Consider the following 15007-nt stretch of genomic DNA (forward strand, 5'->3'; position numbering starts at 1 on the left):
CCTCTCGCAATCACGGCAGTTGGCTCAAGCCGCCTTCCGCGCCCTCCGGAACAGCTCGAACGCCAGCACCCCGAAGAACAGGTTCCCGATCCACGCCGCCAGGAATGGCGGGAGCGCGCCGTTGTGCCCCAGCGCCTGGCCGGTTCGGATGAACGCGTAATAGAGGAAGGAGATGAACACCGAGAGCCCGAACCAGACCGCCAGGCCGCCCCGGCGGGCGCGGAGCGCGAGGGCGGTCCCGATCACCACGACGATCAGGTTGGTGAGCGGGAAGGAGACCTTCAAGTACAGGTCGACCAGGTACTTCTGCACGCGGCCGCCGCTCTGGTGGAGGCGGCTGATGTAGCGCGACAGCTCCCAGTAGGAGAGCGCGGAGGGATCCTCCTCGGTCTCGGCGAAATCCTCGGGGCGCTCGGGCAGGCCGGGGATCCGGAGCTCCGTGAAGTGGGCCGCGTTCTCCCCCTCCCGCGTGAAGCGGCGGACGTAGCCCTCCCGGAACACCCACTGGCCGTTGGCCCACCGCGCGGTCTCGGCGTCGATCCGCCCGGTCAGCATGTGGTTCTGGATCTCCTGGATCACCACCTCGCGCATCTCCCTGGTGGCGACGTTGTAATTCCGGATGAGGAAGGTGCGGCCGTTCGCCCCCAGGTAGGCCAGGTTCGTGCGAACGGCGGGGCCCTCCAGGCTCTGCTTCTTGATCTCGCCGCGATAGATCTCCACGCGCCGCGAGTTCAGGCGCGGGAGCAGGAGCTCGTTGGTCGCGAAGACGAGGCCGCTCGTCAAGAAGGCCGCGAGGAGGAGCGGGGTGGCGATCCGGCCCGGCCCGATTCCCGCGGCGCGCATGGCGGTGATCTCGTTGTTCCGCCCGATCTGCCCGAGCGCGAGCAGGCAGGACAGGAGCATCGCCATCGGCAATACCTGCAAGATGATGCCGGGGATCGACACCAGGTAGTAGAGGAGCACCGTCCCGAACGGCACCTGGTTGTCCAGGAAGGTGTCGATCTTCTCGAACACGTCCACGACGATGAAGACCGAGACGAAGAAGAGGAGCCCCGCCGAGAGGGCGACCAGCTGCTCGCGCAGGACGTAGCGGTCGAGGCGCCTCACGCGGCGGCCGGCCTGCGGGGACCCCGGCGGCGGCGGCCCGGACGCCAGATCAGCTCGGCCGTCTGCAGCGTGAGGACGAGGCCGATCGCGCCGATCACGATGTTGGGAATCCACATCGCGAGCCAGGGGGCCACGAGGCGGCGGTCGGCGAGCTCCTCGCCGCCGGCCAGGCACAGATAGTAGAAGACGAAGAAGAGGATCGAGACGAAGGCCACGGCGATGCCGCTCTTGCGCGCGCGCATGCCGAGCGGCGCCCCCACGAGCACGAAGACCAGGCAGGCCGCGGGGATCGAGAACTTCTTGTTCACCTCCACCTCCAGGCTGTTCAGCCGGCGCTCCAGCGCCTCGATCTCCAGCTGTCGCATCTGGATGGCGTCCATGGTCGCCGGGGCGATCGGCCGCGGCCGGACCGTCTCGGGCGCCGATCCCCGCGAGCCGATCGCGCCCACCGAGGAAAGGGTGTGCACCGCCGCGCGGAGCCAGGCCCCCACCCCTCGCGCCGGCTGGCGCGGGATGGCGGCCCGGACGAACTCGCCGTACGACGTGAAGCCGGCCGACTGGAGGATCTCGTCCCGCCCATGGGTCGAGATCGCCAGGGCCTTCCGGAGCTCTCCGATGTTGTCCTGCATCATCTTGAGGGTCATTTCCCGGTCCCCGCGCGCCTGCCGGTCGTGCCGCTCCAGATCGGCGCCGGGCGTCCGAATATTGATCGTCTGGGTCGCGAACTTGAGGCGCCGGTAGGTTCGCTCGTCCTCATTGGGCGGCACTTCATGGATTTCGCCGTCGTGAAGCTCCAGGGAGATCGTCCGGCCGTCGGGGGAGTTGTGGATCACCCCCCAGTCGGCCAGGATGGTCGTCGGCCGGGCGTTCGAGTTGAGCTGGTAGATCTTCACGCCGCGGATCTCGTTCGTCCGGCTGTTCACCTTCTCCACGAAGATGTTGTAGCCCACGAACCCGTCGTTGAAGACGCCCTCCGTGATCTGGGCGGTGGGGCGCTTCCGGCCGACGTCCGCCATGAGGTTCGCCAGAGCGTGGTTCGACTCGGGGAGGATGTGGTTGTTGAAGAGGACGAGGAGCACGGCGAGGACGGTCGCGGCGAACAGCGGCACGCCGACGATCCGGAGCAGGTTGACCCCGGTCGACCGCATCGCCACGACCTCGTTGTCCTGGGAGAGGCGGCCGAAGGTGGCCATGCAGGCGATGAGCACCGCGCAGGGGAAGGCCAGCGCCACCATGTAGCCCAGCGAGAGCACGAACATCTCGGCGACGATGCCCACCCCCACCCCCTTGCCGACCGCCAGGTCCACCAGGTCGAAGAGGAAGTCCAAGGTCAGCAAGAAGATGACGATGCTGAACCCCAGGAAGAAGGGGAACACGTGCTCGCGGAGGACGTACCGTTCCAGTATTCTCATGGGCATCCTGACGATGAAGGCAATTCCTTGCCAAATCAATAGGTTCGGGGCGAACTACTCGGCCCCGGGGGGGTTTAACGTCTGTCGCATCCTCGAGGGTCCGGGGGGCCCGCATCCGGGAACGCACCGAATGACACGATGCACCACCGACAGCTGAAGTCCCTGGGCGGAGCGGCGATCCTGGCGCTTGCGCTGATCGCCATCGCGTTCCCGCGCCCGGCGCGCGCCGAGCTCGAGTTTCGAGGGCTGCCCGACCCCGCCGAATACCTCTATCCCATGGATGACACCCCGGCGGGGCTTCCGCGCTCCTGGCGCTTCCCGACGCCCGGCCCGCTCCAGAACGGCTTCGGCGACCCCACCGTCTCGGTCAGCGTCGATCCGATCTCGGGCCTCGTCCGCGAGAACTATCTAGAGCAGAACGTCGATATCCGCGAGCCCTTTGTCGTGAGCGAGCCCGATTACAACCGGGTCCTGACGGCCCGCACGGCGCGCCGGCTGTGGCAGGACACGTTCCGGCAGAACCGCTCGATCCAGCGGAACGCCGGGCGCGTGGGGGGCAGCATTTTCCGCGTCGATCTTCCGGTCGTGCTTCCGAAGGCCGTCCGCTCGATCGTGGGCGACGGCGCCCCCAACCTCGAGGTGACCGGGAGCGAGCAGATCACGCTTTCGGGGACCAGCGACTGGACGGCGAACAAGACGGTCAGCACCGGGGAGCGCAAGCGTCAGGGCGCGTTCCCGTCGTTCGAGATGAAGCAGGAGCTGAACGTCAACCTGACCGGCTCGATCGGCGACAAGATCAAGGTGGACGTGGACCAGTCCAGCAACGTCCAGACCTCCCTCGACAACAAGGTGAAGCTCCGCTACGAGGGGGACGAGGACGACATGATCAAGTCGGTCGAGCTGGGGAACACCAACCTCTCCCTGCAGGGCGCCTCGATCCGCCAGGAAGGGCTGTTCGGCGTCAAGACGGCCGCCAAGCTCGGGAACGTGGACGTGGTCACGATCGCGAGCAAGCAGGAGGGGAAGAACGAGACCGCGCGCTTCACGCCGTCGGGGGACAATACCCAGGTCATCATCCGCGACGTGGACTACATCAAGCGGCAGTACTTCTCTCTGACCGACCACTTCGCGCTGATCGACTACAAGGGGGAGCAGGCGGGGCAGAAGCTGGAGGTCTACAAGCTCGACCTTTCCACGAACCACCTCGGCCTCACGGAGGGGATCGGCCGCGTCAACCCCAACGCCCCCTACGACTCCCTGACCAATCCGCAGACGAGGGGCTTCTGGAAGCTTCTCACCAACCTGACCGACTACACGGTGGAGGAGGACCACTGGCAGGGGCTGCCCAACGGCCTCAAGGTGCCGGTGATCCGCCTCACCGTCCCGCTCTCCGAACCCGAGGTGCTCGGCGTGGCCTACACCGAGATCTCCAACGGAGTCACGGAGGTGGTCGGGATCGGCGCGGACCGGCTCGGCCCGGAGAACGTGCCGCTCGGAAAGCCGGCCGGCCTGGTGCTCCTCAAGGTGATCAAGTTCGCCGGAAACGAGATCGACACCGACCCGGAGGGGCGCTATCTCGCGAGCGACCCCTGGTTTCCGACGCTCAAGTACGAGCTGCGCAATTTTTACGACCTGGGGGCGCGCAACATCGCCACGACCACGATGACCCTGAACGTGCGGCGCGTGCAGCAGGGGCAGGCCATCAACCCCGACCAGCTGGGCGGGAAGCCTTTGATCCAGGTCCTCGACCTGGACGAGAAGGACGTCTCGGGGGAGGTCGCGCCCGACGGCAAGGTGGACCTGAACCTGGTGGACGCCGAGCGCGGGATCCTCTTCTTCCCCGACCTGAATCCCTTCGCGCCGACCCTGGGGGACACCGTCACCTGCGGTCCCACGTTCTTCCCGCTCGCCTGCCTCAACAACTCCAAGTACGGGTGGAACCCGGGGAATCCGCGGCCCACCCCGAACACGCTCGAAGCCGATTCCTCGAACGAGAAGATCTACACCTTCCGCACGGTGAACAGCCAGGAGGACGCCCGCTACTTCATCGAAGGGCAGTTCCAGAGCAGCCGGAACGGCTACTACCTGGGCCGCTTCAACATCCTCGAGGGTTCCGAAGTGGTGAAGGTGGACGGTGTTCCCTTCCGGCGGGACACTGACTACACCATCGATTACGACACGGGGCAGCTCACGTTCCTCAAGGTCCCCGGCCCGAACCAGGTGGTCTCGGTGGACTACTCCTTCGCCCCGGGTGCGGGGCAGGTGCAGCGGACCCTGCTCGGGTTTTCCACGTCCTACAATCCGGCCAGCAACCTCTCCTTCTCCTCCAGCCTCCTCTATGAGAGCAAGGGGGCGCAGGAGGACCTGGTCAAGCTGGGGGAGGAGCCCGCCACCTCCATGATCGGCGACCTCTCGTCGGTCCTGGCCTTCCGCCCAAATTGGATGACCCAGCTCGCGAACCGGATCCCCGGGATCGCGACCAGCGCGCAGTCGGCGCTGAACTTCCAGGGGAGCGTCTCGGCCAGCGTGCCCGACCCCAACACGAAGGGGGAGGCGTACGTGGACGACATGGAGGGGAATCGCGAGTCGAACACCGTTCCGCTGAGCCGCGTGCAGTGGCTCTACAGCAGCATCCCGGTCGTGGACCCGATCACGGGGGAGAACGTCCCCGGCACCGACCCCGCCACCCACGCCCGGCTCCGCTGGTACAACCCGACCGGCGACAACAACGACTACGCCGTCAAGGAGCACGACCTGAAGCCGTCGCTCAAGGACGACGAGGGGGGCAAGAACCAGCGCCAGGTGCTCGCGCTGGACGTGGTGCCGCCGCTCGCCGACACGACGGCCCTGGTCACGCCGGAGATGTGGACCGGCATCACGGTGCCGCTCGGCACGGTGGGGCAGGATCTGACCCGGATCCAGTACTTCGAGGTCTGGGTGAACGACTTCCGCAGGGATCACACCCTGACGCAGGGGAAGATCCACTTCGACTTCGGCCGGATCAGCGAGGACGCCTTCTGGGACCCCAGGAACCCGCCCAACCACGAGCTGGACACCGAGGACAAGAATGGCGACGGCAAGCTCGACCGGCGCGATCCCGGAAAGCCGGGGTCGGCGGAGCATGAAGCGTACTTGAGCGACGACGAAGACACGGGCCTGGACGGACTTCACGATGAGGAGGAGCCGGGCTACGCGGGCCCGGGGTCGGACCCGAACCAGGACGACTACGTCTACGACGCCGACAAGGCCCGGGACGATTACTCCAAGATCAACAACCTCGAGGGGAACGCGCTCAACGACCCGAACGCCCGCCCCGACACCGAGGACCTGAACAAGGACGGCGGGCTGGACCTGGATAACGACTACTTCGAGCGCGGGATCGACCTCGCGGACACCGAGTTCGTGGCGGTCGATGTCCCGAACGAGTACGCCGGGTTCCCCGTGGTGGACACGCGGAAGGTGCCGAACGGCTGGCGCCTCTACCGGATTCCGATCGACTCCCTGTCCACGCGGGTGGGGAATCCCAACTGGGCCAACGTCCAGGCGGTGCGGATCTGGATCGACGGCATGCGGGAGCCGCTCAAGCTCCAGGTCGGCGGCATCGAGATGATCGGGAGCCGCTGGATCCGCCAGGCGGTGCGCGACAGCATGTTCTACCGGAATCGCGACTTCTTCGTGCTCGCCAAGAACAACAAGGACGACCCCGACTACGTGGCGCCCTACGACGTGAAGAACCAGGTCGGCATCACCGCGGACCGGCGGGAGCAGTCGCTGGCGCTGCGCTACGCGCGGATCCAGCCGGGCGACAGCTTGCTCGCCTTCAAGACCTACGGCGACGTGGGGAACGCGGTGGGGTGGACGCTCTACCAGGAGATCCGCTTCTACGTGCACGGCGACCTGGGCATCGAGTCGCAGAAGGCGCGGGCCATCGCGCGGTTCGGCCCCGACACGGTCAACTACTACGAGTACAGCATCCCCCTGAAGAGCGGGTGGCAGTCGGTGGTGATCCCGATGGAGCGCCTCTCCAGCTTGAAGGAGAAACCGGGCAGGGCCGTCGACTCGGTCCTGGTCGATCGCGAAACCGGCGCCGCGACGGGAGAGGTCTACTCGGTGCGCGGCAACCCCAGCTTCACGCGGGTGAACCGCGTCTCCTTCGGCGTGGCCCTGGACAGCGACGCCTCGCCGAACGCGGCGGGGGAGGTCTGGTTCGACGAGCTCCGCCTGTCGGCGGTGCGGAAGGACCGCGGGTACGCCTCGAACGTGACGGTCCAGGCGAACTTCGCCGACGTGCTGGCGCTGAACGGCACGTTCACCCAGCAGGACAAGGACTACTTCCGGGTGGGCCTGGGCTCGAACCAGGGGACCGGCTTCGACCATACCGCGACCGGGCTCTCGAGCACCCTCAACCTGGACCGCTTCATCCCCACGAGCGGCGTCCAGCTCCCGGTGCGCTTCTCGGTCCAGCATTCGCAGGACGTGCCCAAGTTCCGCACCGGCTCGGACGTCATCCTGGACGCCTCGCGCCAGGACATCGAGCGGACCGAGGCCAACTCCCAGTCGATCGATCTGTCGTACAACCGTTCGAGCCCCAAGAAGGGTCTCGCGCGCTACACGCTGGATGCCCTGAACGGCCGCCTGTCCTACGCCCGCGGGGGCTCGATCAACCCCCAGTCGGCGGATTCCAGCTGGAGCTTCATCACGAACACCAGCTACAGCATCCCGATCGGGGGCAACGGGGTGAAGCTGGGTCCGCTCCGCCTGAACCCGCTCCCGCGCACCGTGACCGTGGCCGCCGACTGGGTCTCCACGCGGCGCGTCTCCTACTCACGGGACTTCAACGACTCGGGCGGGGTGGAGCAGGAGCTGCGCAGCGACGTGAAGCAGCGCCTGCTGACGCTGCGCATGGACACGTCGGTCGAGCCCCTGGCCGGGGTCCGCATGACCTACCGGCTGAACTCGCAGCGCGACATGCTGCTCCACCACGACGACTTCTTCGGCTTCAATCGGGGGACCGAGATCCGGCACGAGCAGAACGTCGGCCTGAACTACCGGCCGCGCTGGCTCACGTTCTTGCAGCCGGAGATCGACCTGAAGGGAAACTACAGCGAGGACGCGGGACCTCAAGTGAGGCTCCTGGCGACCGACCCGATCGATCTCAAGCGGATCCAGAACTCGGGCACGGCGCACACGAACATCACGATCCCGCTCTCGCGCTTCGGGGGTCGGCGCGGCGCGGCGCACGACACGTCGGGATCGTTCTCGCCCCTGGCACCCCTCCGGTTCCTTTTCTCGAAGATGCAGGACCTCTCGGCGACGTTCGACCTGAACCGGAGCGCCGTGCTGGACCGCGTGGCGGGAAATCCGGGGCTCTCCTTCCAGACCGGCTTCACCGAGGTCTTCGACGATCAGGTCACGCGCTACTCGAACTCCACGTTCCAGACGGCGCGCCGCTACAGCACGCGCGCGAACACCTCGTTCCGGCCGCTCGACAAGCTGAGCTTCGACATCCACGGCGACTATCAGCTCCAGTTCACGGATCAGGTGGGCGGCGCCCTGCGCTCGGCCCAGACGGCCTGGCCGGACGTCAACGCGCGATGGGTGGACCTGCAGCGCCTGCTCGGGCTGAACGGGCCGCTCACCAGCCTGACCCTGAACTCCTGGTACGTGAAGAAGTCGCAGGAGAGCGGGCCGCCGAACCGCGAGCCCGACCAGCTCCTGGAGACCACGTCGTTCAGCCCGCTCCTCGGCTGGGACGCGATGTTCCGGAGCGGCGTCCACCTGACCGCGGCGAGCGGCTTCGACAAGTCGCGCAGCACCGACAACCGCGCGGCCGACTTCTATCGCGACCGCTCCAACAAGACGACGCGGCTCGCGGTGAGCAAGAATTTCCCGGCGTCCAAGGGGATCAAGTTCCCCTGGAGCAAGAAGCGGGTGCGGCTGCCCAACGACCTGAATCTGGGCATCCAGGCCGACCTGGGGTCGAGCCGAGGGTTGATCCACCAAGCCGGGAGAGACGAGATCGAGGAGGACCGTGGGACGTTGAATATCGGCAGCTCGACGAACTACAATTTCAGCCAGTCGATCACGGGCGGGTTCAATCTCGCCTTCCGCCAGACCACCGATCGGAAAGCCTTCTTGACCCAGCGGGGCATCACGATGTCCTTCACCGGCGCGTTCCGCTTCTAGCGTGCCGGCCCACATGCCCTCGCCACCGGGCGGCGCGCGCCGAGCGCGCGGTCTCGGTGTGTTCCAGGGCGCGGTCGCGGCGGCGCTCCTCATCGCCGTGGGCACCTCGTGCGCGCGCACGCCCAAGGCGGTCGCGTTCGACGGCAGCCGGGCCTACGAGTGGGTGAGGCGCCAGGTCGCCTTCGGCCCCCGCACCCCCGGCACGGCCGCCCACGACTCCTGTTTCGCCCTTCTCGTGGAGACGCTCCGGAAGAACGCGGACGTGGTCGAGACCGACAGCTTCCACTACTACGCCCCCGAGCTGAACAAGGACCTCCGGCTCATGAACGTCATGGCCCGCTACCGTCCGAACGAGAAGCGGCGCGTCCTCTTCGCGGCCCACTGGGACACGCGCCCGTGGGCCGACCGCGACCCCGACTCCACCCGCAAGAATCAGCCGATCCTGGGCGCCAACGACGGCGGCTCGGGGGTGGGCGTGCTGCTGGCCCTGGCCGAGCAGCTCCACCGGCATTCCCCGGGCATCGGCGTGGACCTGGCGCTGTTCGACGGGGAGGACCTCGGCACCGACACCAACCCTGCCGGGTTTTTCCGCGGCTCCAGGCGCTACCTCGAGTGGCGCGCCACCGAGCCCGCGCCCCTGTTCGTGGTGGTGATCGACATGGTCGGGCGGAAGGACGCCGCCTTCTACTGGGAGGGGAACTCGTACAACCGGTCGGCGAACATCGTGATGGTCCTCTGGAACCGGGCCAAGGAGATGGGATTGCGTCAGTTCCGGAGCGGGGTCAAGTTCACGATCGCCGACGACCACGTCCCCTTCCTGGAAGCCGACATCCCGGCGATCGACGTGATCGACTTCGACTTCCCGGCCTGGCACACCCACAGGGACGACCTCACGGCCGTGGACCCCGGCACCCTGGAAGCCGTGGGACGAGTGCTGCTTAGCCTCGTGAGCAACGTCGACTACCTGCAAAATTAACCGCGCGCCGATGTCCCGCGCGCCGCAGCGCGCGGAACCCCAGTTCCTTATCCGCCGCGCCCCTCAGAGCCATACCAGCATCCTTATATAGCCCCCCGTCCCACATTGCTGCTTGACCCCGAACGCTACCCCCCTTAGGGTCAGTGGTCCGAGTGGACCCACCCGTCCACTCGGTCCTTTTTCGGGCCGTGCCCGGGCTCGGGAGCGCCCGGGGGCTAGAAATGGACCGAAACCAGCTTCGAGATGACCTCTCCCGGCGCCTCCGCGCTCTTCTGGAGGAGGAGGCGTTCGACCTGTGGGACCTGGAAGTCACATTCCAGTCGGGACGGACGGTGGTGCAGGTCACGGTGGAACGCCCCGGGGGCGGCGTGACGCTGGACGAATGCGCCTATTGGAACCGGAAATTCGGGCGCTATCTCGAGGCTGAGAACGTCCTGCCCGGCTCGTACGTGCTGGAGGTGGGCAGCCCCGGCATCGAGCGGACGCTGACGCGCCCCGAGCACTACGCGCGGTACGTCGGCAGCTCGCTCGAGGTCAAGCTGCACGACCCCCGCGAGGGCCGGCGAACCTACCGCGGCGAGCTGCGCGCGGCGGGCCCGGAATCGATCGTCGTCGAGGATTCGGAAGCGGGAACGGTGTCGCTGCCGCACGCGGCGATCCGCAAGTCGCACCTGATCGTCGATCCTTGGGAAGGAATGCGCGGCAAGGACCGCCATAAAAAGGAATCCTGATCGTGGCTCGCGAGCCTCAAGTGAAGAACATGAACTACGAGCTGATGGATGCGATGGCTCAGATCGCGCGCGAAAAGAGCGTCGACAAGTCCATCCTCATCGAGACGCTCGTGGCGGGGCTCCTCCAGGCCGGCAAGAAGCGGTTCGGCCCCGAGGCCGACGTCGACGTGAAGTTCGACGAGCAGAGCGGGAAGATCGTGATGGCGCTGCGGCGCACCGTCGTCGAGGACGCCGACGACCTCGGCCGCGAGGTGGACCTGGCCGAGGCGCTGTCGCAGGACCCCGACGCGAAGATCGGCCAGGTGCTGGTCCAGGAGCTCTCGCTGGAGGATCTCGGCCGGAACGCCATCGCCACCGCCAAGCAGGTGCTGGTGCAGCGCGTGCGCGAGGCCGAGCGGGAGCGGATCTACGAGGACTTCCACGACCGGGTGGGCGAGATGGTGCGCGGCACGGTGCAGCAGGTGGACCGCGGCAACATCTACGTGAAGCTCGACCGGTCGGAGGCGATCCTGCCGCCGCGCGAGCAGATCGCGCGCGACCGCTTCCACCAGGGCGATCACATCAAGGCGTACATCATCGCGGTGGACAAGCTGGCGCGCGGGCCGCAGGTCATCCTGTCGCGGACCCACCCCGAGTTCCTGCGCCGCCTGTTCGAGTCCGAGGTGCCGGAGGTCGCGGAGAAGATCATCGAGATCAAGGGGATCGCCCGGGAGCCCGGCTCCCGCGCCAAGGTCTCCGTGGTCTCGAACGACGACAAGATCGACGCGGTCGGCGCCTGCGTCGGGATCAAGGGATCCCGCGTGCAGGCGATCGTGCGCGAGCTGGGGGGCGAGAAGATCGACATCGTCCCCTGGAGCGTGGACCCGATCGTGTTCGTGACGCGCGCGCTCTCCCCGGCCAAGGTGCTGGAAGCGCATGTGGTCGAGATGGAGCAGAAGATCCTGGTCACCGTGGCCGACGATCAGCTCTCGCTGGCGATCGGGAAGGGGGGCCAGAACGCGCGCCTCGCGGCCAAGCTCACGGGATGGAAGATCGACCTCATCTCCAAGAGCGAGCGGGAGCGGCAGAAGGAATACGAGCGGCGCTCGCGCGTCGACATCGAGGAGTTCGAGGCGGCCGGGCCGAAGCTGCGGGAGAAGCTCCTGCGCGAGGGGATCGAGACGGTGCAGGACCTCCTGAAGACCCCGCTGGAGGAGCTGCTCGCCATCCAGGGCGTGGGCGAGAAGACGGCGGAGAAGCTGCTCGAGGAGGCGCGCGATCTCCTGGCGCGCCGGGGCGAGGAGCTCGAGGCCGAGGCCGCGCGCGCCGCCGACGAGGCGGAGCGGCAGAAGGCCGAGGAAGCCGCCGCCATGGCCAAGCTCCAGGCGATGGAGGCGTCCGACCGGCTGGAAGAGGCGGAAGCCGAGACGGTCCGCGAGGCCTCGATGGAAACCGAAGTGGACGAGCAGATGCGCGGGGACGACTCGATCGGCGAGGACGAAGCGGTCCAGGCCGGCGACGTCGACGCGCTGACGATCGACGAAGGGGAGGAGGACCACCTCGTCCCCGAGGATGCCGACGCGACCGAGGCCGGACCGACGGCCGGCGCGTCGGATGAGGACCAGGACGAGACGCGCGAGGAACGCGCCACGGGCGCGGAATCGGAAGGACCCCCGCCCCGGGCGTAGGGGCGAGAACGAGGAGACGTATGGCAGGCGTGAAGCGGCGGGTGTACGAAGCGGCCAAGGACATGGGGATGTCGAGCGAAGCGCTCGTCTCCATCCTCAAGTCCATGTCGGTGGACGTGAAGAGCCACATGAGCTCGATCGACGACAACGTCGTGGATCAGGTGCGGCTCAAGATCGCCCGCGAGAAGGAGGCCGTGAAGGAGGAAGAGGCGCGCCGCAAGGAGAAGGCCGTCCAGGCGGCCAAGGCCGCAGCCGAGGCGCAGCGCCGCACCGCGCCCGCGGGCGCGGGGCTCCTGAAGGGCGGCAAGGGCGTCAAGAAGAAGAAGCGGATCGTCGACGAGAAGCTGGTCCGCGCCTCCGTGCGGCGCACGCTCGCCGAGATGGACGGCTCCAAGCGCCGCCATCACCGCCGCGACGACAAGGAGGACGCCGCGATCGGCGTCGAGGAAGAGCCGCGGGTCATCCGCGTGAGCGAGTTCATCTCCGTGGCCGAGCTGGCCGCCCAGCTCGAGGTGAAGCCGCAGGAGGTGATCGCCGCGTGCATGCGCCTCGGCATCATGGCGAACATCAATCGCCGCCTCGACAAGGACTCGATCCAGGCGGTCGCCGACGAGTTCGACTACGGCGTCGAGTTCGTGGACGAGCTGGGCGAGGAGACCGTGGTCGAAACGGCCGAGGAAGAGCACCTCGTCCCGCGCGCCCCGGTCGTCACGATCATGGGCCACGTGGACCACGGCAAGACGTCGCTCCTCGACCACATCCGGAAGGCGAACGTCATCGCCGGCGAAGCCGGCGGGATCACGCAGCACATCGGCGCCTACGAGGTGTCGCTGCCCGCCGGCCAGCGGATCACCTTCCTCGACACGCCGGGCCACGAGGCGTTCACGGCGATGCGCGCCCGCGGCGCCCAGGTCACCGACATCGTGGTGCTGGTCGTGGCGGCGGACGACCAGGTCATGCCGCAGACCATCGAGGCGATCGACCACGCCCGCGCCGCGCAGGTTCCGATCATCGTCGCGATCAACAAGATCGACCTTCCCGACGCCAACGTCGAGAAGGTGCGCCAGGACCTGGCGCAGCAGAACCTCCTGGTCGAGGAATGGGGCGGCAAGACCATCGCCGTTCCGATCTCCGCCAAGAAGGGGACCAACGTCGAGAAGCTGCTCGAGATGATCCTGCTGCAGGCCGAGGTCCTCGAGCTGAAGGCCGACCCCACCAAGCACGCCCGCGGCGTGGTCGTGGAGTCGCGCGTGGAGCAGGGACGCGGGATCGTCGCGACGGTGCTCGTGCAGAAGGGAACCCTCCGCGTCGGCGACGCGTTCGTCGCGGGGGCCACCAGCGGCAAGGTGCGCGCCCTCCTGAACGAGCGCGGGCAGCGGATCGCCCAGGCGGGCCCGAGCACGCCGGCCGAGGTGCTGGGGTTCTCGACGGCGCCGCAGGCGGGCGACACGTTCGCGGCGGTCGACGACGAGCGGGAGGCGCGCGAGCTCGCCTCCAAGCGGGGGCAGCTCCTCCGCGAGCAGGAGTTCCGCCTCCACAAGCACGTGACGCTGACCGACCTGTACAGCCAGATGCAGCGCGGCATGGGCGAGCTGCTCGTCGTGCTGAAGGGCGACGTGGACGGCTCGGTCGAGGCGCTCCAGGACTCGCTCCAGAAGCTCTCGACCGAAGAGGTGAAGCTCCGCGTGATCCACCGGGCCGTGGGACAGATCACCGAGTCGGACGTGCTGCTGGCCGCGGCGTCGAACGCGATCGTCATCGGCTTCCACGTGCGCCCCGATCCGCGCGCCGCCGAGCTGGCGTCGAAGGAGAAGGTGGACATCCGCCTCTACGAGATCATCTACGAGGCGGTGGAGAACGTGAAGGACGCCATGTCGGGCCTCCTGCGCCCGGAGATCCGCGAGTCGATCGCGGGGTCGGCCGAGGTCCGGAAGGTCTTCCGCACCACGAAGTCGGGCGCCATCGCCGGCTGCATGGTGCTCTCGGGGACGATCACCCGCAACGCGCGCGCCCGGCTCCTGCGCGGAGGCGAGGCCGTGTACGACGGGAAGATCGGCTCCCTGAAGCGGTTCAAGGACGACGTCCGCGAGGTGGCGAGCGGCTACGAGTGCGGCATCGGGCTCGAGGACCGCGACGACATCCGCGAAGGGGACGTCATCGAGGCGTACGTGCTCGAGGAAGTCGCGCGCAAGCTGGCGTGACATGGTGGTCGGGACGATGCGGCTCGAGCTCCACCTGCCCGCCTCCGATTCCCTGAAGGCCAAGCGCTCCGTGCTGAACCGGGTGAAGGAGCGGGTGCGCTCGGGTTTCAACGCGTCCGTCGCCGAGGTGGAGCACCAGGATCTCTGGCAGCGGGCGACCCTGGGGGTCGCCATCGTGGGGAGCGCGCCCGGCGCTCTCGACAACGTGCTGCGGGACATCCTCCGCGCCGTCGAGCGCGAGGACCGGCTTCAAGTTCTCGACTTCCAGATCCGGATCATCTGACGTCCCGGGCTCCCGGGATCGCGCGGCCCGCAGGGGTCGCCGGTTCCGAGACCCAGAGGAGATAATGTGCCCGCACGCTCCGAGAGTCCGCGCACGCGCCGCGTCGCCGAGCGCATCCAGGTCGAACTGGCCGAGATCCTGTCGAAGGAGACGGAGGATCCGCGGCTGCGCTCGCTGACCGTGACCGCGGCCCGCGTCTCCCGCGACCTCGCCTCGGCGCGGGTCTGGGTGAGCGGGCGGATGACGCCCGACGAGGAGGCGGCCGCGCTCGCGGCGCTGGAGCACGCGGCGCCCTTCTTCCGCACGCTGCTCGCGCCGCGGCTGGGGCTGCGGATCGTGCCCACGCTGCGCTTCGAGGTGGACCGCACGATCGAAGCGGGCGCGCGGATCGAGGAGCTGCTCCGCGAAATCAAGGACCAGGACGAGACCAAGGAGTAACGCCGC

The 15007-nt window shown here is 67.8% G+C and carries 9 protein-coding genes; 7 read left to right on the forward strand and 2 right to left on the reverse strand.

Annotation, left to right across the window (positions count from 1 at the left end; all coding sequences use genetic code 11):
* Window positions 1–24: 24 nt before the first annotated feature.
* Window positions 25–1107 (reverse strand): LPS export ABC transporter permease LptG, encoded by a 1083-nt coding sequence (gene lptG, locus VE326_12110; protein ID HYJ33952.1) that lies wholly within the window; start codon window positions 1105–1107, stop codon window positions 25–27.
* Window positions 1104–2519, reverse strand: a complete 1416-nt coding sequence (locus VE326_12115) for an LptF/LptG family permease (protein ID HYJ33953.1) — start codon at window positions 2517–2519, stop codon at window positions 1104–1106. Before VE326_12115 ends, lptG begins: the two co-directional genes overlap by 4 nt.
* 138 nt (window positions 2520–2657) lie before the next feature.
* Between VE326_12115 and sprA the strand changes: the two genes are divergently transcribed.
* From sprA to rbfA, 7 genes are all read left to right on the forward strand, one after another.
* Window positions 2658–8705 carry a cell surface protein SprA gene (gene sprA / locus VE326_12120; GenBank protein ID HYJ33954.1) on the forward strand — a complete coding sequence of 2016 codons (6048 nt, stop codon included), beginning with the start codon at window positions 2658–2660 and terminating at the stop codon, window positions 8703–8705.
* A gap of 13 nt (window positions 8706–8718) precedes the next feature.
* Window positions 8719–9681: a M28 family peptidase gene (locus tag VE326_12125; protein ID HYJ33955.1), complete on the forward strand. Its 963-nt coding sequence runs from the start codon at window positions 8719–8721 to the stop codon at window positions 9679–9681.
* 221 nt (window positions 9682–9902) lie between these two features.
* On the forward strand, window positions 9903–10412 hold the full coding sequence (rimP, locus tag VE326_12130; GenBank protein HYJ33956.1) for a ribosome maturation factor RimP: 510 nt from the start codon (window positions 9903–9905) through the stop codon (window positions 10410–10412).
* A 2-nt stretch (window positions 10413–10414) separates the two neighbouring features.
* Window positions 10415–12079 (forward strand): transcription termination factor NusA, encoded by a 1665-nt coding sequence (nusA, locus tag VE326_12135; GenBank protein ID HYJ33957.1) that lies wholly within the window; start codon window positions 10415–10417, stop codon window positions 12077–12079.
* A gap of 29 nt (window positions 12080–12108) precedes the next feature.
* Complete coding sequence (gene infB / locus VE326_12140; GenBank protein ID HYJ33958.1) at window positions 12109–14280, forward strand: translation initiation factor IF-2; 2172 nt, start codon at window positions 12109–12111, stop codon at window positions 14278–14280.
* Between the two features lie 16 nt (window positions 14281–14296).
* Window positions 14297–14563: a DUF503 domain-containing protein gene (locus tag VE326_12145; protein ID HYJ33959.1), complete on the forward strand. Its 267-nt coding sequence runs from the start codon at window positions 14297–14299 to the stop codon at window positions 14561–14563.
* Window positions 14564–14629: 66 nt separating this feature from the next.
* Window positions 14630–15001 carry a 30S ribosome-binding factor RbfA gene (gene rbfA / locus VE326_12150; protein HYJ33960.1) on the forward strand — a complete coding sequence of 124 codons (372 nt, stop codon included), beginning with the start codon at window positions 14630–14632 and terminating at the stop codon, window positions 14999–15001.
* Window positions 15002–15007 lie beyond the last annotated feature (6 nt).

It is taken from the genome of Candidatus Binatia bacterium (genome assembly GCA_035631035.1).
Lineage (GTDB): Bacteria > Eisenbacteria > RBG-16-71-46 > SZUA-252 > SZUA-252 > DASQJL01.